This is a genomic window from Cupriavidus sp. 01T418, from assembly GCF_056398885.1.
Map to the genome: position 1 here is coordinate 1 of NZ_JBFTQG010000029.1, position 19,997 is coordinate 19,997.

20 protein-coding genes and 2 pseudogenes are annotated in these 19,997 nt (G+C 62.9%); 5 read left to right on the plus strand and 17 right to left on the minus strand.

The window, feature by feature from the left end; genetic code table 11:
- Positions 1 to 83: 83 nt before the first annotated feature.
- Positions 84 to 1,526 (plus strand): MmgE/PrpD family protein, encoded by a 1,443-nt coding sequence (locus AC1DQ3_RS23880; RefSeq protein WP_477122637.1) that lies wholly within the window; start codon positions 84 to 86, stop codon positions 1,524 to 1,526.
- Positions 1,527 to 1,656: 130 nt separating this feature from the next.
- Positions 1,657 to 1,893 (plus strand): annotated as a pseudogene (locus tag AC1DQ3_RS23885) (3-hydroxyacyl-CoA dehydrogenase); the annotation flags it as partial.
- Positions 1,894 to 2,077: 184 nt separating this feature from the next.
- Here the strand turns inward: AC1DQ3_RS23885 and AC1DQ3_RS23890 are convergent.
- The 6 genes and pseudogenes from AC1DQ3_RS23890 to AC1DQ3_RS23915 form a co-directional block, all read right to left on the minus strand.
- Positions 2,078 to 2,375: pseudogene (locus AC1DQ3_RS23890) on the minus strand (MarR family winged helix-turn-helix transcriptional regulator); the annotation flags it as partial.
- Between the two features lie 22 nt (positions 2,376 to 2,397).
- Entirely contained in the window at positions 2,398 to 2,856 is a 459-nt protein-coding gene (locus AC1DQ3_RS23895) for a hypothetical protein (protein ID WP_477122638.1), read from the minus strand.
- Positions 2,857 to 2,945: 89 nt separating this feature from the next.
- Complete coding sequence (locus tag AC1DQ3_RS23900; RefSeq protein WP_477122639.1) at positions 2,946 to 3,155, minus strand: hypothetical protein; 210 nt, start codon at positions 3,153 to 3,155, stop codon at positions 2,946 to 2,948.
- A 144-nt stretch (positions 3,156 to 3,299) separates the two neighbouring features.
- Complete coding sequence (locus tag AC1DQ3_RS23905) at positions 3,300 to 4,571, minus strand: MATE family efflux transporter (protein ID WP_477122640.1); 1,272 nt, start codon at positions 4,569 to 4,571, stop codon at positions 3,300 to 3,302.
- Positions 4,572 to 4,775: 204 nt separating this feature from the next.
- Positions 4,776 to 5,132, minus strand: coding sequence for a YciI family protein (locus AC1DQ3_RS23910; protein ID WP_477122641.1), 357 nt, complete (start codon positions 5,130 to 5,132; stop codon positions 4,776 to 4,778).
- A 26-nt stretch (positions 5,133 to 5,158) separates the two neighbouring features.
- Positions 5,159 to 6,064, minus strand: coding sequence for an NmrA family NAD(P)-binding protein (locus AC1DQ3_RS23915; RefSeq protein ID WP_477122642.1), 906 nt, complete (start codon positions 6,062 to 6,064; stop codon positions 5,159 to 5,161).
- Positions 6,065 to 6,338: 274 nt separating this feature from the next.
- Here AC1DQ3_RS23915 and AC1DQ3_RS23920 point away from each other — a divergent pair, with 274 nt between their 5' ends.
- Positions 6,339 to 6,902 (plus strand): PadR family transcriptional regulator, encoded by a 564-nt coding sequence (locus AC1DQ3_RS23920; RefSeq protein ID WP_477122643.1) that lies wholly within the window; start codon positions 6,339 to 6,341, stop codon positions 6,900 to 6,902.
- Between the two features lie 304 nt (positions 6,903 to 7,206).
- On the opposite strand, the gene AC1DQ3_RS23925 is transcribed toward AC1DQ3_RS23920, so the two are convergent.
- Positions 7,207 to 8,112, minus strand: a complete 906-nt coding sequence (locus AC1DQ3_RS23925) for a LysR family transcriptional regulator (protein ID WP_477122644.1) — start codon at positions 8,110 to 8,112, stop codon at positions 7,207 to 7,209.
- A 98-nt stretch (positions 8,113 to 8,210) separates the two neighbouring features.
- On the opposite strand from AC1DQ3_RS23925, the gene AC1DQ3_RS23930 reads away from it, so the two are divergent.
- Entirely contained in the window at positions 8,211 to 9,104 is an 894-nt protein-coding gene (locus tag AC1DQ3_RS23930; protein ID WP_477122645.1) for a pirin family protein, read from the plus strand.
- A 259-nt stretch (positions 9,105 to 9,363) separates the two neighbouring features.
- Here the strand turns inward: AC1DQ3_RS23930 and AC1DQ3_RS23935 are convergent, their stop codons facing one another.
- From AC1DQ3_RS23935 to AC1DQ3_RS23955, 5 genes are all read right to left on the minus strand, one after another.
- The gene (locus AC1DQ3_RS23935; protein ID WP_477122646.1) at positions 9,364 to 9,687 is read right to left on the minus strand and encodes a hypothetical protein; all 324 of its coding nucleotides are present in this window, start codon (positions 9,685 to 9,687) and stop codon (positions 9,364 to 9,366) included.
- Complete coding sequence (locus AC1DQ3_RS23940) at positions 9,684 to 10,130, minus strand: ester cyclase (protein WP_477122647.1); 447 nt, start codon at positions 10,128 to 10,130, stop codon at positions 9,684 to 9,686. The genes AC1DQ3_RS23935 and AC1DQ3_RS23940 overlap by 4 nt, the downstream gene beginning before the upstream one ends.
- Positions 10,131 to 10,178: 48 nt before the next feature.
- A complete protein-coding gene (gene wrbA, locus AC1DQ3_RS23945; RefSeq protein ID WP_477122648.1) occupies positions 10,179 to 10,778 on the minus strand; it encodes an NAD(P)H:quinone oxidoreductase in 600 nt (199 codons plus the stop codon).
- A 449-nt stretch (positions 10,779 to 11,227) separates the two neighbouring features.
- Positions 11,228 to 11,704, minus strand: a complete 477-nt coding sequence (locus AC1DQ3_RS23950; RefSeq protein WP_477122649.1) for a DUF2269 family protein — start codon at positions 11,702 to 11,704, stop codon at positions 11,228 to 11,230.
- Entirely contained in the window at positions 11,701 to 12,801 is a 1,101-nt protein-coding gene (locus AC1DQ3_RS23955) for a saccharopine dehydrogenase family protein (protein ID WP_477122650.1), read from the minus strand. The genes AC1DQ3_RS23950 and AC1DQ3_RS23955 overlap by 4 nt, the downstream gene beginning before the upstream one ends.
- Positions 12,802 to 13,348: 547 nt before the next feature.
- Between AC1DQ3_RS23955 and AC1DQ3_RS23960 the strand changes: the two genes are divergently transcribed.
- Positions 13,349 to 14,128, plus strand: coding sequence for a GntR family transcriptional regulator (locus tag AC1DQ3_RS23960; RefSeq protein WP_477122651.1), 780 nt, complete (start codon positions 13,349 to 13,351; stop codon positions 14,126 to 14,128).
- 64 nt (positions 14,129 to 14,192) lie between these two features.
- Here AC1DQ3_RS23960 and AC1DQ3_RS23965 read toward each other — a convergent pair whose 3' ends face one another.
- From AC1DQ3_RS23965 to AC1DQ3_RS23985, 5 genes are all read right to left on the minus strand, one after another.
- A complete protein-coding gene (locus tag AC1DQ3_RS23965) occupies positions 14,193 to 15,263 on the minus strand; it encodes a porin (protein WP_477122707.1) in 1,071 nt (356 codons plus the stop codon).
- 181 nt (positions 15,264 to 15,444) lie between these two features.
- A complete protein-coding gene (locus tag AC1DQ3_RS23970; protein ID WP_477122652.1) occupies positions 15,445 to 16,812 on the minus strand; it encodes a 3-hydroxyacyl-CoA dehydrogenase in 1,368 nt (455 codons plus the stop codon).
- A gap of 8 nt (positions 16,813 to 16,820) precedes the next feature.
- Positions 16,821 to 17,618, minus strand: coding sequence for a crotonase/enoyl-CoA hydratase family protein (locus tag AC1DQ3_RS23975; RefSeq protein WP_477122653.1), 798 nt, complete (start codon positions 17,616 to 17,618; stop codon positions 16,821 to 16,823).
- Positions 17,619 to 17,669: 51 nt separating this feature from the next.
- Complete coding sequence (locus AC1DQ3_RS23980; RefSeq protein WP_477122654.1) at positions 17,670 to 18,638, minus strand: PDR/VanB family oxidoreductase; 969 nt, start codon at positions 18,636 to 18,638, stop codon at positions 17,670 to 17,672.
- Between the two features lie 50 nt (positions 18,639 to 18,688).
- On the minus strand, positions 18,689 to 19,972 hold the full coding sequence (locus AC1DQ3_RS23985) for a Rieske 2Fe-2S domain-containing protein (RefSeq protein ID WP_477122655.1): 1,284 nt from the start codon (positions 19,970 to 19,972) through the stop codon (positions 18,689 to 18,691).
- Positions 19,973 to 19,997 lie beyond the last annotated feature (25 nt).

A 19,997-nucleotide genomic window follows, 5' to 3' on the forward strand; every position in this document is an offset into this window, starting at 1 on the left:
GGGTCACTGATCAACGCCAACAGCGGCCTCTCGCGACGACTCGCGCGAGGCCAGGAAATCTCGTTCATCCGCGGCACCTTACTATGACTGACGCACCTACCTCCGCAGCGACCGGCCTACCCACAGATCCCGCGGGTGCCACCGGGGTTCTATCGACCTGGCTTTCGGATTTCCGCCTGGCGCACGCACCCGCATCGGCACGCGAACGGGCCAAGGCCGTCATCCTTGACGGCATCGCGTGCGCGCTGGTTGGCGCGCAGCTACCTTGGTCGCGAAAAGCGGCAGGGCTGGTGCGCGCGTTTGAAGGCAAGGGTGACTGCACGATCGTGGGTTGGGGCGAAACAACCAGCGCTCCTGCCGCCGCATTGCTCAATGGGACTTTCATCCAGGGCTTCGAACTCGACGACTATCACCCGATTGCCCCGTTGCACAGCGCCGCATTGGTTCTGCCGGCGCTGTGGGCGGTGTCAGAGGAACTCGGCAATGTCAGCGGAGAGGCATTTCTGGAAGCTGCCATGGCCGGATTCGAGGTGGGTCCGCGCGTGGGAACGGCGTTGCACGGCGGTCAGATGCTGTCGCGCGGATGGCATTCTGGCGCCGTGTTCGGCACGCATGCCGCGGCCGCGGCCGCGGGCAAGCTCTATGGCCTCGATGCATCGCAATTCGAAGACGCGCTGGGCATGGCCGGAACCCAGTCGGCGGGTCTGATGGCCGCGCAGTACGAGGCGGACTGCAAGCGTATGCACCATGGCTTCTCGTGCCGCAACGGCCTCTATGCGGCGATGCTGGCAGCGGGGGGCTACACCGGCATCAAGCGCATCTACGAGCGCCCCTATGGCGGCTTTTTGTCGACGTTTGGCGAAGGCCATGCGCCCGATATTTCGGCGGTGACCGATGTGCTCGGCAAGCGGTGGGAGGTCGAGAGAATGGTCATCAAGCCCTATGCTGCAATGGGCGGCATTCATTCCCCGCTCGATGCGTTGTTCGATGCCGCGGCGCAGCGGCCGCTTCGCGCCGAGGAAATCGAGAGTATTGAAGTAAGCGTCACGCATGCGACGTTTCACCACGGGTGGTGGCCGCCGCAGCGTCCGCTGACGCCGATCGGCGCGCAGATGAACATCGGGTACGCGCTCGCAGTTGCCGTCCTGGATGGCGCTGCCATGGTGAAGCAGTTCACGCCTTCGAGGATTGACCGCGATGATGTATGGAATCTGTTGCCACGTATTGCCGTGCGTCACGAGCCATTGTTCGACGCTGGCGGGCAGAAGGGCCGCGGACGTACAAGATTGGTTGTGACGTTCAAGGACGGCCAGCGCATCGAAACCAATCGCACAGCTTCCAAAGCCATCGAGTCGCCCCAGTCAAACGCCGGAGTGGCGCTGAAGTACCGCGAACTCACGTCGGAGTTGATCGACGCGCCCCGTCAGAAGGCGATCGAAGATTTTATCCTAACGATTGAAGAGCAGCCGGATGTTGGCGTCTTGCTGAAATTGCTGGCACCACCGGTCAGGCCTCCATTCGAATAAGCACGTCGATCGGATGAGCAATCGACGCGCCGTCCCGCGAAGCATCATGACTCTGTATTGGCTGTGCGCAATCGGACGGGTGCTTCGATTTCAGATGTTGCAGCGCTGGGACCAGCATCGACCTGCGGAGGCAGACCGTCTGTGTGGGCAAGGCTGGTTCGGACAGAAGACCGGCCGCGGCTGGTACCGGTATCCGGAAGGCGCCCGGACCGGCGTGCACGACCCGGAAGTCGAAGCCATCATCGAGGCCTAGCGCCAGCGCGCAGGCATCACGCCGAGCGCCTACGACGACGGCGAGATCGTGCGTCGCGTCATGGTGGCGATGGTCAACGAAGGCGCCCGGATTCTCGAGGAGGGCATTGCGCTGGCTTCTGGGAACAGTTACCGCTATTGAGAAACCATGATCACGGTCAACGCAGACAACCCCCCTTTGATGAAGCGCATGCACGCGCCAGGGAAGGAAAAGCGCTCGGTTGTTGTGTTGCCGATGGCAAGCCGGGATGATTGGCTGAACTGCCGCGATCCCGAGGCCGCAAGGACATTCCTAAACCTCTACCCCGCTGATCAGCGGAGCGTCCTGCCTCCGTCAGCCATAGGCGCGATGCACGGCGATCGGGCTCGTCCGGCCGGCGCTCGATAAGGCCCGCCCTTTCGGTCCGGTCAGCCAGACCGCTCATCCCGGGTGCGCCGCAGATCCAGCGCTGCGGCAGCCTCGCTCATCAGCGCGCCGTCGTTCCTGCCCAACCGAAGCACAATAGCGCGGTCGGCCGGCGCACCGGCATACGCGCCCTTCGCAAACTGCCGTTGTCGCGCAGTCCTGATCGGCTTTTCACAACCCGACTCGGCCATTGAGCTTCCGAGCCCGAATGACTCAATCAGGGCTGTAAGGCGACTTCGAAGGAAGAACGTCGCCATGCTGCGGGCGAAGGAGAATGCGGCCGCAGCACCCGTACCGTCGTGTCGGTGATTTGCGGTGGTCGCGTATGGCGAATTCCTCCGCAACCGTGCGAATAACGAGCCAGCATGAGAGCCGAGTCGTAATATAGATGGACGCGAGCATCATGAAGAAGCCGAAGCCAGAATGCCAGGTCAAGTCGATGCCGAGCCCGTGGCAGTCGTAGAGGTATTTGGGGTTGCCCTTGCAGTTGAAGAACGGCTCGAGCAAGGCCGCCAGCCACCAGCCGAGGTATGTGAGGGAAACCGGCAACAGGGCGATCAGATACTTCGCCCACCACCGCAGCTTGCATCGAAGCAGCCGCAGCAGGATAGCCGGCCTATCGAGCGCCGCGTCCAATGCAACTGCCAAATTCCCAAGGCCACCTATCTCCATTCATGCCTCCGTCGCACCTCGATTGATCTCAATGTCCTCTCGTAGCTGAACTCGGGCGGTCCGCACATGACCAGTCTTCAAACGCGCCCTCAGACGCGATACCCGTAGAGTGTGCCGCCGGCTTCGCGCGCATTGTCCAGCGGGTCGCCCGCGAGTTCGCTGCGGGCATTGCCGTTCGGCTGCACTGTGCCGACAGGTGGCCCTCCGGCGTGGTCATTGACCGTAGCCAAGGCAAAGTTGGCGGCAGGGGCGAAAGCGGCGGCTGCAATCGCCAGTATTAGCATGCGTGTGCGGATCATCTGAAACTCCTTGGTTGAGTAGGAAACTTGCAAAGCGCAAGACTCATGATCTGTTGACCAGCGGCTGCACGAATACTTGCAAGCGCCGGTCGACGTCCCCGGGCATGTGCGACCAGTTGAGCGGGATGGTCAATGCCCTGGTGTCTAACGGTCCCAGCGGGTCCGCAGAAATCCGATCAGACTGATGGTCGCTGCCACGACGATGCTGACGGCCACCAGCACGAAAGCAGTGTGCAGGCTCGCGTAGCCTTGCATGACCAGCACCATCGCGGCCAGCGCAAATGCGAAGCGCACCACGCTCGCGGTCATCGGCCAGAGAATGCGTTGCGCCCCCTGACCTGCGAAGTAGAGCTCGAAAATCACGCCGAGCACCGCATAGAAAGGCGCTACCACATGCAGGTATTGCGCGCCGACCGTCATAACGGCGCTATCGCTGGTAAACAGGCCCAGCCAGCGTTGCGGGAAGAGCGAGACAAGCAGTCCGACCAGGCCAACCACGCCGGCAACAAACAGTACGTTCACGATCGCCACGCGCCGGGCACGCGCCACGTTGCCTGCACCCAGGTTCGTGCCCACCAGCGTGATCGCGGCGGTTCCGAATCCGAACATCACCGGCATCAGCAGCATGTCGAGGCGGGAGGCAATGCCGTAGCCGGCGATGGCGGCGACGCTCACGGCACCGGCTGCAGCGGTCAGCACGGTGACTGACGTGGCTGACATGACGGCGTTGATCGCCGACAGCAAGCCGACACGGAGGATCGCACTGAAATGCTTGCGCTGCAGCGGATAGCGGCGCAGGCGCAGCGTCGACGAGGACGAACGCATGTAGACGACCACGACGCTCAGCGCGGCGATATTGCATAGCACCTGGGCAACGCCGGCGCCCGCCACACCCATGCGCGGTGCGCCCAGCCAGCCGTTAATCAGCACGGGCGACAGTATCAGGCCGGAGACCGCGCCGCCCAGTATGATCATCGCCGGCACCTTGACGTTGCCGGCGCCGCGCAACGCCGCCTGCAGCAGCATCAGTATCCAGAACGGGATCGCGCCTCCGAACAGGATGTTTGAGTAGCGTACCGCCTGGTCCAGCGATGACCCGCTGCCGCCAAGGCTGCGGTACAGCGCCGGGCCGGCCAACACCATCATCAGGGAAAACAGTCCTCCTGCTATGGCGGCGATGACCACCGTATGCCAGGCCAGGCTCTCCGCCTCATCCTGGCGGCGGGCGCCGGTGGCGCGGGCGATGGCCGACGACACGCCGCCGCCGATGCCGGCACTCGATATCGTGGCCATCAGCAGCATGACGGGAACCACCATTGATGCTGCGGCGATCGCTTTCACGCCCAGTGCGCTGACAAAATAAGTCTCGGCGACACCGAGCAAGGTCGTCATGAACAGCACGACGACTGTCGGCAAGGCAAGGCGGATCAAGTTTGACAACAATGGACCGTGGAGCAGTCTGTTGGCCGGAGGGTTGGCCGGAAGGATGTCAGGAGGCGGAGAATTCTTCTCGGCCTGACTAGCAAGAGTAGCGGACATGATTTTTTGTATGCCAAGAAGAAGAGACCGCCCGACAATGGCCGGGCGATGACAGTGCCATATGCAAGCGCTTATGCGCGCCTACGCGCGGATGATCGGCAGGACCGGGATGACTTCCGTGTATCCGGCTGATGAGCTGGGGCTGCGTTCAGCCCAATTCAAAGCCTCTTCCCGCGTCTCGACATCGATCACCACATAGCCGCCAAATAGTGCGTGCCCTTCCCGGGATGGGCCATCCTGAACCTGGCGCTGGCCGTCCCGCACCCGCACGGTGCTGGCGTTGCGCGGATCGAGCTGCGTGCCGGCCCGCATGACGCCGGCAGCCGCCATGGCGCCCATATACTGTTTCCACGCGAGCGAGACTTGCTGCCCTTTGAGCGGATCGGCGTGGATTTCATAGCTGTTCGGTGGCTGTTGAAAAGCGAGAACAAATTCCATCGTTGTTTCCTTTTTGAAAGTGAGGATCAGGCAGGCGTGAACGCGGCCGCGTGGCGGCGAGCGAATTCGGAGGCGGAAATCGGCGCACGGCCGACCAACTGCTGGAAGGTGTCGGTCATGCGGTTGTAGCGGTTGTCGCGATGCAGCTGGGCCATGATGACCAGGTGTGCGATCAGATACGCCGGCTGTTGGAACTCGTGGAGCTTGGCCTCCCAGATCTGCGGTGGGACGTTGACGTATTGGATGGTGCGGCCCAGAGCGCCGCTGAACTCCTGCGCGATCTCGGCCATCGTCAGCGACTGGGGGCCGGTCAGTTCGTAGATCTTGCCGATATGCGGCTCCGGGTTGGCCAGCACAGCAGCGGCGGCAACCCCCACGTCGGCAGCGGCGATCGGCGAGGTCTTGCCGTCGGCGAACGGCAGGCGGATCGCGTTGTCGTCGCGGATGCCCCTGGCCGCCGGCAGGAACAAGCCTTCGAAGAAAGCGGTCGGACGCAGGTAGACCACCGGCAGGCCGGACCAGCGCAGCATCTGCTCGGCGAGCCAGTGCTGCTGCTGTTGCGGGCTGCCGGTGGTCTCTGTCTCGCTCATCTGCGACAGCGTCATCTGCGACAGATTGACGAAGGCCTTCACACCCAGGCTTTTGGCCGTGACCGCGACGGTGGCGGCTGCTTCCAGGTATGCGGGCGTAACCGACATCGTGAAATACACCACTGAGCAGCCGCGCATGGCCGCGTGCACGCTAACGATGTCGAGCATGTCGGCGACCACGACTTCGGCGCCCAGTTCACGCAGCATGTCGGCGCGCGCGTCCAGCTTGCGCACCATGGCGCGTACGCGATGGCCTTGTTCCAGCAGGATGGCGATGGCCGCGCGCGCGGTCGAGCCGACGCTGCCGGCGGCGCCGGTGACGAGGATGGTTTCTTGGGACATGATTTTCTTCCTTGTATGAATGAGCAAAATGAAGCCGCTGCAGCTGATGTTGTCGGCACCGGCCGGCGCCGCGTCGACCAGGCAACCTTGGCGCTCAGAGAAGGCGACACGACGGACTGTCGGCATCCGGTCAACGCTGCGACGTCTGGCGCGGTCGCCGCCCGGGGAATAGGGTAGAATCAGGTATGTGGAAAAATACATAGTGCCACGGTTTTTTGACTATGTCAAAAAAAACATAGTCATTCCGCGTGCGCGTTGACGCAATCAAGGAGCAATGCGAGTGAGTGATCTCAAGGAAGCCAGGGCGGGCAAGGAAAAGCCGCTGAAGCATGTTCTTCTTGCCGGGATACATAGCCAGCCGCGTTCGGGCTATGAACTGACCAAATGGCTGCAGATGGCGGGCCAGCATTGCTGGTCGGTTGAGCACAGCTCGGTGTACCCGGCCTTGCGAGAACTGGAGACGGATGGACTCATCAAATCGGAGCGCTTGCCGGGAACGCGCGGGCCGGAACGCTCGATCTACAGCATGACCGTTGCCGGACGCGAGAAGCTGACGGCCTGGGTGGCGAATGGTTCACCGCGCCCGGCCATCAAGGACGAACAGATACTGCGGGTGTTGTGCTTCGATCTGCTGCCGCGCGAGACAGCGCTGCAGCAGATCCGCGAGGTGCGTGCGGACCACCAGGTCCAGCTTGAATTCTTTCTCGCAAGGCAGGCCGCGCTGACCGAGCATCAGCTTGGACCGCTGTTGGTGGCGCGCCGCGGCGTGCTGGCGGAACAGGCCTATATCGCGTGGTGTGACGAGGTGGCGGAAATGATCGCTCGCAGGCCGGCCTGATGTCCGGCCGAATTCAGGCCGGTGCCACGCTACCTGACGCCTGAAGCGCCGCCAGATGTTCCCGCCCAATTCGGTACTTGAGCAGCGTAATGCGGCGGGACTGGTGAACGAAATTGTGGTGTTTGTTCGAGGGCAGCGGATCGCGCCAGATGCAAGCGCTTAGCCGTCGCACGCAAGGAATTGCTACAGCCGGCCACTGCCAACGAGCGTTTGCCCACGAGCGCCGGCCGGCGCCGGCATTCCCGCGTGCCTCCCCTGGAAGAGGCTGCTTACCTCCGGGTTCGAAGCGCGCCTGCCGTGACGCCTAGTCCGACGCAGCCAGGGGCTGCGTCAGCCGGTTGAGGAACCAGCGGCCGGCCGGGCCGGGTGGCATGTCCTTGCGGTAGACGGCGAACATGGCAATGGGCGGCGTTCTCGGCTGGAAGCTCTCCAGGCGCAACGGGACCAGGGTGCCGGCATCGAGATCCTCCTGCACCATGGCAAGCGGCATGTGCCCCCAGCCGAAGCCGGCGCGCAGGAAGGCATGCTTGGCGCCCAGGTCGGCCAGACGCCAGGTGAGCGGCGCGAATACGCCAAAGGTCTTGCCCTCGGTCAGGGTGGTGCGGTCGGTCAGGACCAGCTGGACGTGCGGCTCCAATGCGCGCTGGCGGATCAAGCCCTTGTGCGCTGCCAGCGGATGCGTTGGCGCGGTCACGGTGACCATCGGCACATCGAGCAGCCTTTCCGCGTCGAGCGTTTCCGGAACCGCGGGCATCGACCCGCTGATGCCGAGCCGGCAAATGCCGTCGAGCACCGGCTGCAGGACCGCACCCAGCGCCTCGACGTACAGGCGCAGCGGCGTGTGCGGATACGCATCGCGAAATTCGCCGACCGCCACGGTCAGCGAGGCCATCGGGTACATGACATCGACCACCACCGACAGTTCCGGCTCAAGCCCCTCCGCAATCGCGCGCGCCTTTGACTTGAAACCATCCATGCCGCTTACCACCATCCGTGCCTGTGCCAGCAGCGCGCTGCCTTGCTCGGTAAGACGTGGGTAGCGTCCGTTGCGATCGAACAGCTGCACATCGATCTGGCTTTCGAGGTTGGCGAGCGTCTGGCTCACCACCGACTGTGCGCGGCGCAGCTTGCGGCCAGCAGCGGAGAAGCTGCCCTCGTCGGCCGCGGCAATGAATGTGCGCAACTGGTCCAGCGAGACACCATCGAGCATATATCTAATCCATAGATGGTTTTCATCGATAAATATAGGCTACCGATATAGATGTCAAGCACCTAACCTTCGGTCATGCCATCACCGAAGGAGCTTTCATGAAATTCGCAACGCAGACCGGGCGCGCAACGGCAGCGCGCGAGACCCGGTACGCCACGGCGCAGCCGCAAGCGGCGGCCGTCCGTCCCATCGTGCTGCGTACCAAGGGCCGCCAGCATGGCCCCGTCACGCGGATCGTCAGCCCGGGAGACGTCGGGGCGTTGATCAAGCCCTTTGTCTTTCTCGACTACTTCGACTTCGCGCCTTCCGGCGACGCGCTGTTCCCCCTGCACCCGCATTCTGGCATCGCCACGCTCACGGTGCTGATCGAAGGCGAGCTGAACTATGAGGACACGACCGGTGCGGCCGGCGTGCTGCATTCAGGCAGCGTGGAGTGGATGCGGGCTGGAAATGGTATCTGGCACGGTGCCAGTCCCGCCAAGGGCAAGAGGTTCCAGGGCTATCAGCTCTGGGTCGCCTTGCCGCGCAGTCTCGAGAATGGCCTGCCGCACAGCCAGTACATCCCCGCTTCGTCGATTCCGCGCACGGGTCCGGCACGCGTGATTCTCGGCAACCAGTCCGGCACGCACAGCCCGGTTGCCGCGCCGCCCGGCGTGGCGCTGCAGCACGTGCGCCTGGCCGCCGGCGAGCGCTGGCGCTACCAGCCGCCGGAAGGCCACACGGTGGCCTGGGCACATGCCAATCGCGGCACGCTGGCCGTCGGCGATGCGTTCGTGCACAACGAATTCGTTGTCTTCGCCCCGTCGGAAGACCCGCTCGAATTCACGGCCCAGTCGGATGCGGACTTCATCGTTGCCTCGGGGGTCCCGCATCCGCACGACCTGTCGCTTGGCTATTACTCCGTCCATACCTCCGACGAGGCGCTGCGCAAGGGCGAAGCCGAGATAGCCAGGATCGGCCGGCAACTGCGTGCAGAAGGGCGCCTGCCGTAAGCCGAAGCTGCCGCAAGAAGCTGCCGCAAGACACCAGCAATGGCGGCCCTTGCGGCGCAATCACCGCAAGGTCTCTGAACCCGGGACGTCGGGGCACAAGTTCGCTGCCTTGAGTTCCGGTGTTTCCACGTACGGTATAAACGCGCCATTCAATGCCTGGCAGGCGTCAGTCCGGTGGTGCACGGCACACCGTGCGCGTTTGCCTATAAGGCGAATATCCGAATACCCGGAAATAAAAACGCGATATTTGCCACCGGGCCTAGTCAAGCGTCGCACGTGCCAGGAATGGTGCCAACTGTGCCCGGGCCATCTCCGGCGTCACGACTTCCGCCGGCGCCAGTTTTTCGTAGCTGTAGCTCTCCGGGTCATCGTAGATTCGCTCCGCGATCAGCCGGGGCCTGGCCTCGCTGGTATAGGTAAAGATCTGGAACAGGTGATGTGTCATGAGATAGTGCGCAGAAGGATCTGCGTCGATATCATGCCCGGTGCCATGGCGGGCGGCCTGAACGGCAACTGCCTTGCCGATGCCACTGGCCGCACCGGTCACAACCACAACCTTGCCAGCGAGGATGTTGGTGTTCACGCGGGTTCTCCCGAACCGATGGGCAATGCCCCGAGTTGTTGAAGCACCGAGAACAGATTGGCGACACCCCAGTGCTCGATGATCTTGCCGTCTTGCACACGCATGGCGTCGACCGTCTCGAACTGCACCGCGCGGTTCGTCGGCGCGACACCGAGGAAATCGCCCTTGTGCGTGCCGCGGTAGGTCTTGTAGGTGGTAACCACATCGCCGTCTGCGCGCTGCCAGTGGATTTCGGCGTGAAAATCGGGGAACGCCTCACGCAACTTGCGATACAGGCCCAATGCGCCGGCCTTGTCAGGGGTGCAATTCGGTTGCGGAGTATGGTCCAGGAAGTCGTCCGAGAACAACGCATCGAACAGTGCCCAGTCACCGCCGCCCTGGACTTCCTCGGTATTGCGACGCACGATGGACTTGGCGATCTCGCCGATATCTTGTAGTTGCATGATTTGCTCGGTTTGAAGGGGGACGCTTGCTGCGGGGGGGTGTCGTTATCAGGCGCGAAGCTTGGCCGCCGTCTTCGCCACAAGCTCCCCTTGGTGGCGGGCGCCGGCGAGGTCAATCTCGCCAGGCTGGCGCGAGCCGTCGCCTCCGGCGACGGTGGTTGCGCCATAGGGCGCCCCGCCGACGATCTCCGACACGCTCATCTGACCCTGATAGCTATACGGCAAGCCCACGATCGTCATGCCGAAGTGCAGCAAGTTGGTGATGATGGAGAAGAGGGTGGTTTCCTGGCCGCCGTGCTGTGTCGCACTCGACGAAAAGGCCGCGCCGACTTTGCCGTTGAGCGCGCCGCGTACCCAGAGACCACCTGCCTGGTCCAGGAACGACGCCATCTGCGAGGACATGCGGCCGAAGCGCGTGCCGGTGCCGACGATGATCGCGTCGTAGTGCTCGAGTTCGGCAACGGTGGCAATCGCAGCGGATTGATCGAGCTTGAAGTGAGCGCTCCTGGGAATGTCTTCCGGCACGGTATCGGGCACGCGTTTGACGTCAACCTGAGCCCCGGCTGCGCGCGCGCCTTCGGCTACGGCATCGGCCATTTTTTCGATGTGGCCATACGATGAGTAATACAGAACAAGAACCTTGGTCATTCGGACTCTCCTGGTGGCGCGGCTCCGCGAGCCGTGTGCGTTGAATCCTAGTGCCCACCTATCCATCCAGGTAGCCTCTTTATTTCGATGAGATCCATCTAATGGGTAGATGGATCAATGACTTCGGCGAGGGGGTGCAGGGGTAGTCGAATGGAAGGGACTTCCCCCGTGCCGAGGCTTCGGCGGAAGCCGCAAGTCGGCATCGAGGCTGCATCGAGGTGCCATGACGGCGTGTCGAAACGCCTTCAAGACCACAAGGTATCGGTATCGGCGAGAAGGAGGGGCTGGCAAGGGTGTGGCCAAAGCGCACGCGGGCGGCGCCGCACGAAGTCTGGCTTGTCAGGCATCAGGACCTGCGTCACACCGCGCGTGAGCTGTGTCGACCAGTCGGGTCCGCAGTGGGTGTGCTGTCCGGATCGATACGGTTCCGGCCGGAAGCGGAGGCTTTTTCATCCGGCGAAGCTCGGTTTGCTAACCATCAGCCAAAAAACGATCAGCAATGCCGTGAATGCCGGGATACCAAGCCAGAACCAGATTCTTGCGTAGGCCCAGTACTGGAGAGGCAGCGGTGCGTTGCTCGCGTCCGCCGCCCGCGCGATATCACGCATCCGCAGTTGGAGCCAGACCACTGGCAGCCAGCATGCGCCGGCAATCAGGTAGAGGCAAGTTGCATAGCCTATCCATCCGCCAAACATGGGATAGCCGGCATAGTACGCCATGGCGAAGCCTGTTGCCGGTTGTATGAGAACCGCAGGCGTAGTGAATATCCAGTCGGCAAGAACCGTTCGCTCTGTCGTGATGCGGATAGCCCGCACATCACCGCTGCGATCCGCCATCCATTTGAAGAAAGCTATGCCAACTCCGGTGCCAAAGAGTGCCGTCGCGCTCAGGACATGAAGCCACTTGACCAGCAGATAGCCGCTCATGTCGTAACCTCGCGCACGTCAAAACCTTGCAGTGCATCCAGATATTCCTCTACTGACAGCAATCCGACGCATGGCATTGCGCCGCTGGCGAGCCTTTCTCCCCTGGCAATCTTCCTTACCAAGGCAACGGAAGCCCCACAAGGGATATGTGGACCGTGATTCCGGGCGGCGACCAGGTGCCAGTCGATCCGAAGTGGTTCTCCGTCAGCAGCAGTCCCTTCCAGCGAAACGAACATTCCGCCCTTGTCGCTGATCAGGGGTTCCAGCCACCGGCTGATTCGATGCAGCGGTGCGACGAGCGATGCAAGGCTTGAAATCAGGCCCAGCCTGACCAGTTGCGAGGCGGTCCACACGAACAGGTGACCGGAGGCGCTGGCAAAGCCCGCATGGAACGTGACAGTCTGCACACCAGGATAGCGGCGTGGGAATAGCACCAAGTCCGGAACATCGCAACTGCCCAGAAGCCGAGTACCCACTGGCGCCGGAAAGCGATAGCGTACAAGGTCCAACCAGCCGCGCGTGAGTGCCCATCTGCCACCCTCCAGTCGTGAGAAGGCCTTTCCGCAGTATCCGAATACACCGCGCATCGTGGCGAGACCAGGCGCGCGGGCGCCCGAGGCAATGCCGTGGCGTATCGAATCAAGCCGGGTGAACTGCTTCAAGTAGCGTTCGACCACGGCGGAAGAGAGCGCAGGCAATGAACTTGCCCCGCTGGTCACAAATACGCCGCGATCTCGTGCAGCTTGATCAAGGCATGTAATTCCGTCCACGAACTCGCGCCCATCGGCAAGATCAATATAATTCGCCCCTGCTGTGATAGCTGCCTGCGCCACCGCATAGTCCTGCCCCTGAAAAGGGCCCGCCGTATGAATGACGGTGTCGACGTTCAGATCCAGGAAGCGGCGGGCAAGTGATGGCGAGCGGGCGTCGAGGGCGAACCCCTGCTCCGCAGCCAGCCCCAGCCTGCTGGCGACCTCATGTGCCCGAACACCATCACGCCCGGCAATCAACAAGCGGATTTCATCGATTCCGGCCAGCGCTTGGCAGATGCGGGCGCCAAAGAATCCATAGCCGCCCAAAACAAGTACAGTATGCATAATTCAATCGCCCGATGATTAACGCTGAGCCAAAACTGCCATCTTGATCCAATCCATGGCGCGATTGCACGATGGCTTTGCAATCTCTCAAAGGTCAGTCGCTACCGCTTCGCCGCCGCCGCTCATGCCGTCAAAGCCGGCCGCAGGGGGCAGGCTTTCAACCCTGACGCTTGAAGTGCTTCGGCGCAAAAATAGGTCAGAAATGAGACCATGGAAATGGCTTGCGAACGCCATTGTCCAGGATTCCAGAAGGATTGCGGTAGTGCTTTGTGCGGCGCTTATGGAATTGGAGCCTGCCTAGGGCGACGAAGGCTATCGACGGTTGCCATCGCAGCTCGGGACCACGACAGAGCGCGCGGAGCGCTATGCAACACCCACATATCGACGATTGGAATGCCAACGGCAGCATTTGGTATACTCAGATGCAGATTTGACCTCTCGAACGCATGAGCCGTGCAGGATGCCTTGTCTGGTTCGCGCAGTATGAGATATCTCCTGCAGTTTTCGCTTACCAATATTCTCTATGACGCTACAACCAAAACAGAGCATGGCCGCCGAGATCAAGGCTGCCATCGAAGCCGAGATCGAGAGCGGTACGCTACCGCCGGGGGCGCTGCTGGACGAGCGCACGCTGGCTGAGCGTTTTGGTGTATCCCGTACGCCGGTGCGCGAGGCCTTGCAGCAGCTTGCGGCACAGAATCTCGTGCGCATCGCGCCCCGCGTTGGCGTCTTCGTGTCGCGGCTGTCGATCACGCAACTGCGTGAAACGCTGGAGTTGCTAGGCGAGCTCGAGGCCGTCGCGGCCAAGCTCGCGGCGCGGCGGATGGACGACGAGCAACGGGCATTGCTCGAGGCGAGCATGGCGCAGTGCGCCGAGGCGTCCAACGATAACAATGGGAAACGATTTGCCGAGGCCAATGCCACGTTCCATGACCTGATCTATTCCGGCAGCCACAACGAATACCTTGCCCAGCAGATTCACGGCATCCGGCGTCTGATGCAGCGCTATCGGCCAAAGATTTTCCTGACGCCGGCGCAACGGCAGAAAGCCTTGCAAGACCATCAGAAACTGGCTGATGCGATTCTCCATGGCGACGAAATTGCAGCGCATGACGCCATGCTCCAGCATGCGCCGGTCGGGACCACAGGATTTTCCGAGTTTCTCTCCACGCTGCCGGCGAGCTACCTCGAAAGCGAGGTTGGGCAGGGCGGTTCGCCTTCCGCTGCAACGTCCGGCACCAAGCGGCCGAGGGGTGGCGGCACTTCCGAGGAAGGCGAAGCCAAGCCCAGGGCCAGACGCGGCCTGAGCCGCTCCACTGCCAGCTGATTCCGCATGCCCGCAGGGCGGGCACAGCCGGGAAAGCCGCTCCGGCCGGGCGCCTGAGCCGCACTCAGAACTTATGCCGCATGCCGATGGCAACCCCCATCTGATTGTGCTCATTGGCGGCGATCTGATACGCAGCAGTGGCACCGTTCAAGTTCTCGAAATTCAGCGCGGCGTTTTTCGTGTACGCGGCGCTCAAGTAAACGTCGGTGCGCTTGGACAGGGAATAGTCCGCGATGAACGTGAGCTGCCACGGGTTGCTGGGGTTAGTGCTGCCGGCTGCCGTGCGCAGCGAGCGCAGGTTGTCGTAGTACACGACGCCAGTCAATACCAGTGCCTGCGTCGCCTGGTAATTCAGGCCGAACCAGAAGATATCGTCACGCGCGACCGTACCGGCAGCCGGCGCGTCGTTCTTCCCATAGCGGTAGGCGGCCTGGGCGAGCAAACCCGGTGTGACCTGGTAACGCACGCCGACGGCTGCCTTCTGGGCCCGCGTGTAGTTGCCGCCGGTCGCAGGGCCATTTACATTGTCGTAGGCGATGGCGATGCCGCCTGATCCGAACGAATAATCAACGCCCGCGCCATAGCCGGCCGAGCCTTGCGTCGACCCGGGTTGCTCGCCGAAGCTCCAGTGCGCTTCGGTCGTCAGCGGGCCGAAACTGCCATGGTACTTCACCATATTGTTTTCTCGAAGCGACCCTCCGGTAATTTGCGTCACTGGCTCGTACAGCGTGGCATATGCGGTGGGCGAGTAGTTCGCCATGATCAGGAAGAGCGACGTGTATTGCCGCCCGAGCGTCAGTTGATGCTTGCCGGACGCAAGCCCCACCCATGCCTGGCGTCCGAACAGCAGGCCGCCCTGCGCGGATGTACCTGTGTCGATGTTGAAGCCGCTTTCCAGGGCAAAGATCGCCTTGTTTCCGCCGCCGAGATCTTCGGCGCCACGCAAGCCCCAGCGGCTCGGGGACAGCCCCCCCGAATTCAGCGCTACCTTCGAATGGCCGTTGGCACCGCTGCCCAGGTTGTGATTGGTGTACTCGATATTGGCATCAACGACCCCATACAGGATGACCGATGACTGGGCAATTGCCGCCATGCTTGCGATGGCGCATCCAACGCCGACGATACATTTCTTCATGAACCTTCTCCTCCGTATTAATCCAGGTTGCGCTTTGGTTTCCGTATTGGCGAATTCGCGATGTCGGATTCCATAATTGCACATTGGTATGTAATTAACAGTTAGTGGTATACGTTAATGTTGTTATATGAATACGAATTCACCGCCGCGCGCCTATGGCGCCGGCCATGCCGCCTTGTTTTCAGGTGCGTATTTGTAGATCGGCAAAACGCCCGTTCTCTCGCGCCAGGCGCTCGAGCAGGGGAGCCGGTTGCCACCAGTAGCCATGCTGCTCGTGGAAGCGCTTGATGTCCGCATGGACCTTGGCCAGCCCGATGCGGTCGGCGTAGTACATCGGCCCGCCATGGCGCGCCGGGAATCCGTAGCCTGTGACGTATACGATGTCGATATCGCTCGGGCGCAGTGCGATGCCTTGCTCGAGGAGTTTCGCGCCTTCGTTGATCATGCCGTAGAGGCAGCGTTTGATGATCTCCTCCTCGGAAATCGGCTGGCGCGCGATACCCAGCCTGGCCGACTCCCGAACGATGAAGTCTTCGACTACCGGATCGCGCAGCGGCGTGCGGCTGCCCGGCTCGTACCGGTACCAGCCGGCGCCACTCTTCTGCCCGAGCCGTCCCATCTCCGTCAGCTTCATGATCAGGTCGTTCCAGCGCCGATCGTCGGGCCGTGTCGCCATCTGCGCCTTGCGGGTCTGGTAGCCAACATCGTTGCCGGCCATGTCGTGCACGGCGAAGATGCCCATGGCATAGCCGAAGCGCGTCAGGGCCTGGTCGATCTGGTGGGGCAACGCACCGTCCTCGAGCAGGAAGTGGGCTTCGCGCGTGTAGTTACGAAACAGCGCATTGCCGATAAACCCGGGATAGATGCGCGCGAGCACGGAGATCTTGCCCATGCGCCGGCCGAGATCCATCAGCGTGGCGACGGCGTCCGGAGCGGTTCGCTGCGCGCGCACGACTTCCAGCAGGCGCATGACATGCGCCGGGCTGAAGAAATGGGCGCCTACGACATCCCGAGGCCGTTGCGTGACCGCGGCGATAGCATCGACGTCCAGCCCGGAGGTGTTGGTCGCGAGGATCGCCCCCGGTTTGGCGATGGTGTCGAGCCGACGGAATATCTGCTGTTTGAGCGCAAGGTCCTCGAAGACGGCTTCGATCACGAGGTCCGCGTGCCTTGCTGGTGCCATGTCGATCGAGCCGCTGATCAGGGCAATGCGCCGGTCCATTTCAGACCGTTCCAGCCGACCGCGCGACACGCTGCCGGCGTAGTTGTCGCGCACCCGGCGCAGGCCGCCATCCAGGGCGTCCTGGCCGCTGTCGATCAGGGTCACCGGTACGCCGATATTGGCGAGCGCCATGGCAATGCCGCCGCCCATGGTTCCGGCCCCGATCACGGCCACGCTGTCGATCGGGCGCAGCGGCATGCTGGCAGGGATGTCGGGAATCTTCGCCGCCTCGGCCTCGGCGAAGCGGATATGGGCTGCAGCGGCATCGCGCTCCGCTTGTGTGTCGGGCTGTGCGCGGGTGTCATCGCCAGGAGACGTAGCGGTCATGGTCATATTCAGTCCAGTTGGGTTCCGGGGGCGACGAGCGGCTTGGCCCGCCCTTCGACAAACTCGCGCAGGCGCTCGGCGGTTTCCGGGGAGCGCGCCATGTTGGAGTTCAGGTACTCCATGAACAGGCCGTCGTCGTGCGACAGGTCGTTGATGCGCGGCAATACGTTGGTGATGCGCCAGTTGGTGTCGGGCGTGTTCTGCGCGATCTTCGCTGCCAGCTCACGCGCCTTATCCAGCGCCTCGCCCGCCGGCACAACGTAGCGCACGATATGCTCGCGCTCGCCTTCGGCCGCCGTTAGCAGGCGGCCGGTCAGCATCATGTCGGCCATGACTGTGTAGCCGACCACCCGCTGCACGCGCACCGTGCCGCCCCCGCCGACGAAGATGCCGCGCTGCCCTTCGGGCAGCCCAAAGAACGCCGATTCGTCCGCCACGCGGATGTGCGCCGCCGTGGCCAGTTCGAGGCCGCCGCCGACCACCGCGCCATGCAGCGCGGCAACGAACGGGATGGGGCCGCGGGCAATGATGTCGAACACCTCGTGCCATGAATGGCGCCGGCGTTTGCGCGGCCGCGGGGCTTCGCCGGCCGCACGCGCTAGCGCTTCCTTCAAGTCCAGGCCTGCGCAGAAGTTGCTGCCATGTCCAAACAGCACGCCAACGTCGGCTTCCTCGCCGGCGCGTACCACGGCGTCGCGCAGGGCGCAAACCACGTCCTCATTGATGGCGTTGCGCTTGTCGGGACGGTTCAGGCCAATCAGTGCGACCGGGCCTTCGAGTTCGTAGGTAACGAGTTCGGCGCTCATATTTGCAATTCCATTGAGTAGGGATATGGGGGCTTGGTGAGTGCTGCAGGACTAGAGATCCAGCAGCAGCTTGCTGCTCTTTGCGCCAGAACAGCAGATCATCATGCGTTGATTCGACGCCTTTTCCGCATCGCTGAGCACCAGGTCGCGGTGGTCCGGCAACCCTTCGAGCACGCGTACCTCGCAGGTGCCGCAGATGCCTTCCTGGCACGAGTAGGGCGGCTCGATGCCGGCATTGAGCAGACAGTCGAGAATGGTCTGTCCGCTGGCTACCTCGATGCTGCGGCCGCTGCGCGCCAGTTCGACGGTGAAGCCGCCTGAGGTGGCGGCGCTCTCGCGCGCAGCGAAGTATTCCCTGTGCACTCGCTCGGGCGGCAGGCCGGCGGTGGCTTGCTCGAAGGCGTCCAGCATGGGCAGCGGGCCGCAGCAGTAGACATGGGCGCCGGCCGGCAGCGCGGCGGTGATGGCGGGGATGTCGAGCATGCCGCCGCCGGGCTCGCGGTCGAAGCTGAGCTGGAGCGTGGCCCCGGCATCGTCCCGCAGTGCCTGCAGGGTCTCGACGAAGGCGGCATTCTTGCGTGTGCGTGCCGCGTAGAAGAGTTGCCACGGCCGGCCCAGCGTCTGCAGGCGGCGGATCATGCCGAGTACCGGCGTGATGCCGATGCCGCCGGCAATGAAGACGCTCGACGAGGCCGCTTCATCGAGCGGGAAGTTATTGCGCGGCGCACTGACGGTCAGGGTGTTGCCCGGGCGCAGCACTTCGTGCAGATAGCGCGAGCCGCCGCGGCTCTGCGGGTCCTTGTTGACGCCGATCAGGTAGCGATGCCGTTCTTGCGACGAGTTGAACAGGGAATAGTTGCGGATCAAGCCGTTGGGCAGATGCAAGTCGATGTGCGCCCCGGCTTCGAACGGCGGGAGCACCATGTGCGGGGCTACCGGCCAGAGTTCGTAGCTGAGGATGCCTTCCGCTTCCCAGGTAATGGATTTGACCCTGACTTGCAGTGTCTCGGTAATGCTCATGGGTGTCTCCCGGGGGTGGGCCTGCATGGATTCATGGCGGATGGCCCTCGCTAGATCTCGACCACGTCAATGTCCTTGAGCTTCACGCCCGTGGCTGCCTCGTAGGCGCGCTTGACCTCGTCTGGCTGGCCGGCGTGAAAAATGAAGTGGAACAACAGCTTGTTCCACTTCGGATGGCTGGCGTACTGCTCCAGCGCCAGGCCCTCCAGGAAGAAGGCGCGCGAGTCGCAGGGCAGCATCACGCGATGGTTGGCCTGCGGATCGCGGATCAGCCCCTTGGGATCCCGGCCCTGCGCCACGGCGTCGATATCGTCGAGCAGGCGGCGGCGGATCATGGCGATGCCGCGGTCGCTGGCCCCGAGGTTCTCCTGGCTGCGGTCGGTGACACGGCCCTGGCCGACCCAGGCGATGATGTCCTGGTTAATGACATGGCTTGAGATCCATCGGCCGGTGCGCGCGTCGCGGATCGGACTGGTCCACGAAGGGATCACGGCTTGCTCGTAGGGCTCGGCCTCGCGTGGCACGCGGATGAAGGACCAGGTCACGCTCAGCATGTTCTCGTCGTCGACGGGAACACGCCATTCGAAGTGGTCGCCAAGAAAGAAACCGTTGGGCCACAGGCAGACGCGGCCGATGGTCCAAAGCGGATGGTGCTCGTCCGTGTCTTCGCTGATGCGTTTGTAGAGAAAGCCGTGCTCGAATTCCTCGAAATCGAGCCGCTGGTGCCGTGGCGCGTAGCCTGCGGAATCGCCGCGCAGCCGCCGCCCCCAGTTGGCGTGCATCCATTCGAAGTGCACGGGATCGATTGAGTTCTCCTGTGCTTGCAGCCAGTTGCAGGGCACCTCGGCAAAGACCACCTGGATGAAGCCGTTGCGCCAGCTGAACGGCTCCCAATCCGGCAGCAGGGGCGCCGGCTGTGGACCCATATATGCCCATAGCATGCCCGCCTTGGCCTGGACCTGGTAGGCCTTGAGGCGCACGCGCGCTTTCAGCCTGCAATGCGGGTCGACCATTTGCTCGAAGGGCTGATCTACGCAGCGGCCCTGCTGGTCGTATTGCCAGCCGTGGTAGTGACAGCGCAGTCCGCATTGCTCGACGTAGCCGTAGGCCAGATCGGCGCGGCGGTGCGCGCAATGCCGGTCAACCAGGCCGTAGGTGCCGCTCAGGTCCTTGTAGAGCACCAGGTCCTCACCCATCAGGCGCACCGGTTTGATGGGGTTGCGGTCCAGTTCGTCGATGCCGGCGATCGGGTGCCAGTGTCGCCTCAACACTTCGCCCATTGGCGTGTCTGGCCCCACTTGGGTCAGCTGACGATTCTTTTCCTCGCTAAGCATTGGCGTATTCCTGCAGATAAATCGG

Bases quoted from the DNA above. Each gene is read 5' to 3' on its own strand.
- AC1DQ3_RS23930 (WP_477122645.1), top strand. From the start codon at position 8,211: ATGAAATTCGCAACGCAGACCGGGCGCGCAACGGCAGCGCGCGAGACC.
- AC1DQ3_RS23900 (WP_477122639.1), bottom strand. From the start codon at position 3,155: ATGATCCGCACACGCATGCTAATACTGGCGATTGCAGCCGCCGCTTTC.
- AC1DQ3_RS23970 (WP_477122652.1), bottom strand. From the start codon at position 16,812: ATGACCGCTACGTCTCCTGGCGATGACACCCGCGCACAGCCCGACACA.
- AC1DQ3_RS23895 (WP_477122638.1), bottom strand. From the start codon at position 2,856: ATGGAGATAGGTGGCCTTGGGAATTTGGCAGTTGCATTGGACGCGGCG.
- AC1DQ3_RS23960 (WP_477122651.1), top strand. From the start codon at position 13,349: ATGGCCGCCGAGATCAAGGCTGCCATCGAAGCCGAGATCGAGAGCGGT.
- AC1DQ3_RS23940 (WP_477122647.1), bottom strand. From the start codon at position 10,130: ATGCAACTACAAGATATCGGCGAGATCGCCAAGTCCATCGTGCGTCGC.
- AC1DQ3_RS23880 (WP_477122637.1), top strand. From the start codon at position 84: ATGACTGACGCACCTACCTCCGCAGCGACCGGCCTACCCACAGATCCC.
- AC1DQ3_RS23980 (WP_477122654.1), bottom strand. From the start codon at position 18,638: ATGAGCATTACCGAGACACTGCAAGTCAGGGTCAAATCCATTACCTGG.
- AC1DQ3_RS23985 (WP_477122655.1), bottom strand. From the start codon at position 19,972: ATGCTTAGCGAGGAAAAGAATCGTCAGCTGACCCAAGTGGGGCCAGAC.
- wrbA (WP_477122648.1), bottom strand. From the start codon at position 10,778: ATGACCAAGGTTCTTGTTCTGTATTACTCATCGTATGGCCACATCGAA.
- AC1DQ3_RS23910 (WP_477122641.1), bottom strand. From the start codon at position 5,132: ATGGAATTTGTTCTCGCTTTTCAACAGCCACCGAACAGCTATGAAATC.
- AC1DQ3_RS23950 (WP_477122649.1), bottom strand. From the start codon at position 11,704: ATGAGCGGCTATCTGCTGGTCAAGTGGCTTCATGTCCTGAGCGCGACG.
- AC1DQ3_RS23915 (WP_477122642.1), bottom strand. From the start codon at position 6,064: ATGTCCCAAGAAACCATCCTCGTCACCGGCGCCGCCGGCAGCGTCGGC.
- AC1DQ3_RS23975 (WP_477122653.1), bottom strand. From the start codon at position 17,618: ATGAGCGCCGAACTCGTTACCTACGAACTCGAAGGCCCGGTCGCACTG.
- AC1DQ3_RS23920 (WP_477122643.1), top strand. From the start codon at position 6,339: ATGCGAGTGAGTGATCTCAAGGAAGCCAGGGCGGGCAAGGAAAAGCCG.
- AC1DQ3_RS23925 (WP_477122644.1), bottom strand. From the start codon at position 8,112: ATGCTCGATGGTGTCTCGCTGGACCAGTTGCGCACATTCATTGCCGCG.
- AC1DQ3_RS23965 (WP_477122707.1), bottom strand. From the start codon at position 15,263: ATGAAGAAATGTATCGTCGGCGTTGGATGCGCCATCGCAAGCATGGCG.
- AC1DQ3_RS23955 (WP_477122650.1), bottom strand. From the start codon at position 12,801: ATGCATACTGTACTTGTTTTGGGCGGCTATGGATTCTTTGGCGCCCGC.